This is a genomic window from Streptomyces sp. SID5785, from assembly GCF_009870065.1.
Taxonomy (GTDB): Bacteria; Actinomycetota; Actinomycetes; order Streptomycetales; family Streptomycetaceae; genus Streptomyces.
On record NZ_WWIA01000350.1, the window covers coordinates 1 to 2,532 of the forward strand.

Sequence of the window (2,532 nt, forward strand, 5' to 3'; positions counted from 1 at the left end):
CGTGCCGACGGGTCGGCTGTTCACACACACCGCGTAGTGCCGCGCGCGCTGTCCGTCGTCGGCCTGCTGGAGCGGCTCGGTCGGCCGCAGGGTCGTCGTCATCCCGGGAGTTCTACCCGTACGCGCGCGGGGAGCGACAGGGGTTTTCCGCGGGCCGGGCGGGCCCGCGTCCGGATCACGGGTCGAGGTCGTCGGCGGCGCGCTCGTCCCAGATCCGCATGGCCTTGGCGGTGACCGGGCCGGGGGCCTCGCCGAGGGCGCGGTCGTCGACGCGGTGGACGGCCTGGATGTCGCGCAGGGACGAGGTCAGGAAGATCTCGTCGGCCTCGTCGAGGACGGACAGCGGGAGGTCGCTCTCGCGGGCGCCGGTCCATTCGACGGCGAGGGCGCGGGTGATGCCCGGCAGGCAGCCGGAGGCGACGGGCGGGGTGTGGATCTCGCCGTCGAGGACGACGAACACGTTGGAGCCGGTGCCCTCGCAGAGGTGTCCGACGGTGTTGGCGAACAGGGCTTCGGAGGCGCCGTGTTCGTGGGCGCGGGCGAGGGCGACGACGTTCTCCGCGTAGGAGGTGGTCTTGAGGCCGGTGAGCGCGCCGCGTTCGTTGCGCGTCCAGGGGACGGTGACCACCGAGGTGGTGTCGGGCCGCCGCGCGGTCTCGCCCAGGGCGACGACGAGGGTGGTGCCGTGGTCGCCGCGGTCCGAGCCGAGGGGCGAGAGGCCCCCGGTGTAGGTGATGCGCAGCCGGCCGAGCGGGAGCGGGTTGGCGTCGAGGACGGCGGCGCAGGCGCGGCGCACCTCGTCGAGGTCGGGCTCGGGCAGGCCGAGGCCGCGGGCGGAGCGGGCGAGCCGGTCCAGGTGGCGGGTGAGGGCGAACGGCTTGCCGTCGATCGTCTTGGCGGTCTCGAAGATGCCGTCGCCCACGGTGAGCCCGTGGTCGAAGACGGAGACGCGTGCCTCGTCGGTGTCCTGCAGCCGGCCGTCGAGCCAGATCTTCACGTGCTTCCTCCCAGGTGACCGGACGGCGTGCTCAGGGTGCGTCCGTCTGCCCGTCGTACCCGTCGTGCCCGTCGTCCGCGTGTGACGCTACCGCGAGCAGCCGTGAGGCCTTCAGCTCGGTCTCCTGCCACTCGCGCTCGGGGTCGGAGCCCCAGGTGATGCCGGCGCCGGTGCCGAAGCGGAGCCGGTCACCGTGTGTGTCGCGGTCGATCCAGAACGTGCGGATGCCGACGGCGAGTTCGCCGGTGGCCCGGTCGGCGTCGACCCAGCCGATGCCGCCGCAGTAGGGGCCGCGGGGTGCGGTCTCCAGCTGTTCGATGATCCGCAGGGCGCTGGACTTGGGGGCGCCGGTCACGGATCCGGGCGGGAAGGCGGCGTCGAGGAGCTCGGTCCATCCTGCGCCGGCGGGCAGTTCGCCGCGGACGGTGGAGACGAGGTGGACGAGGCCGGGGTGCTTCTCGACGGCGCAGAGGTCGGGGACGGTGACGGTGCCGGTGGCACAGACGCGGCCCAGGTCGTTGCGGACCAGGTCGACGATCATCACGTTCTCGGCGTGGTCCTTGTCGAGGAGGTCGGCCTCGGTGCGGCCGGTGCCCTTGATGGGTCCGGACTCGACGGTCCGGCCGGTGCGGCGCAGGAACAGCTCGGGGGACGCGGTGGCGATCTCGACGCCGTGGCCGGGCAGCCGGATCGTGCCCGCGTAGGGGGCGGGGTTGCCGCGGGCGAGGAGGGCGGTGAGGGCGTCCACGTCGGCGTCGGCGGCGACGGGGGCGCTCAGGACGCGGCAGAGGTTGGCCTGGTAGACCTCGCCGGTGGCGATGCGGTCGCGGATCGCGCGCACACCGTCCGTGTACGCGGCGTGATCGAGGGACGACGTCCAGTCGCCGCGGCCCGGGCCCTGCCAGGCGCCGGGGCGCGGGGCGGGGACGGGTTCCCTGCGCAGCTGCCCGAACCGGGCGCAGACGAGCCGCCCCTCGAAGTCGGCGCACACGGCCCAGAAGCCGCTGGAGTCCAGGGCGGCGGGGTCGCTGGTGACGTCGCGCAGGTCGGTGGCGACGAGCTCGCCGAAGCGGGCGAGCGGGGCGAGGGAGGGTGAGCCGGGCACGCTGTCGAGTCTAGGTCGGGTGACCGGACGGTGACCTGGGGTGGAGCGGCCGGGGTCGCTTCCGTGGTCGCTCAGCCGGTCGCACCGCAGCACGCTGCGCAAACGCGTTTTTGTACTGGCCCAGGAATCCGCTAGAGTTCAACACGTCGCCGGGACGCGGAAGCGGAACGGAAAGACACGCGAACGTAGCTCAGTTGGTAGAGCGCAACCTTGCCAAGGTTGAGGTCGCCGGTTCGAACCCGGTCGTTCGCTCAGGATGTGGGGGATCTTCCCGAACCCCTACGCTCCTGGTGGAGTGGCCGAGAGGCGAGGCAACGGCCTGCAAAGCCGTCTACACGGGTTCAAATCCCGTCTCCACCTCCATGCGCGATTAGCTCAGCGGGAGAGCGCTTCCCTGACACGGAAGAGGTCACTGGTTCAATCCCAGTAT

Annotated in this window: 2 protein-coding genes, 2 tRNA genes and 1 pseudogene; 2 read left to right on the top strand and 3 right to left on the bottom strand. The window is 72.4% G+C overall.

All coding sequences use genetic code 11. The features are described from left to right. From GTW43_RS11515 to GTW43_RS11525, 3 genes and pseudogenes are all read right to left on the bottom strand, one after another. Window positions 1–102, bottom strand: a pseudogene (locus tag GTW43_RS11515) (GNAT family N-acetyltransferase); the annotation flags it as partial. Between the two features lie 73 nt (window positions 103–175). Then, a complete protein-coding gene (locus GTW43_RS11520; RefSeq protein WP_161301562.1) occupies window positions 176–997 on the bottom strand; it encodes an aminodeoxychorismate lyase in 822 nt (273 codons plus the stop codon). Window positions 998–1,028: 31 nt separating this feature from the next. Further along, window positions 1,029–2,102, bottom strand: a complete 1,074-nt coding sequence (locus GTW43_RS11525; protein WP_161301563.1) for a chorismate-binding protein — start codon at window positions 2,100–2,102, stop codon at window positions 1,029–1,031. Between the two features lie 179 nt (window positions 2,103–2,281). Here GTW43_RS11525 and GTW43_RS11530 point away from each other — a divergent pair. Both GTW43_RS11530 and GTW43_RS11535 read left to right on the top strand, forming a co-directional pair. Next, window positions 2,282–2,354: transfer RNA gene (locus tag GTW43_RS11530), tRNA-Gly, on the top strand. A 37-nt stretch (window positions 2,355–2,391) separates the two neighbouring features. Beyond that, window positions 2,392–2,465 (top strand) — tRNA-Cys (locus tag GTW43_RS11535). The last annotated feature ends 67 nt before the right edge of the window (window positions 2,466–2,532 follow it).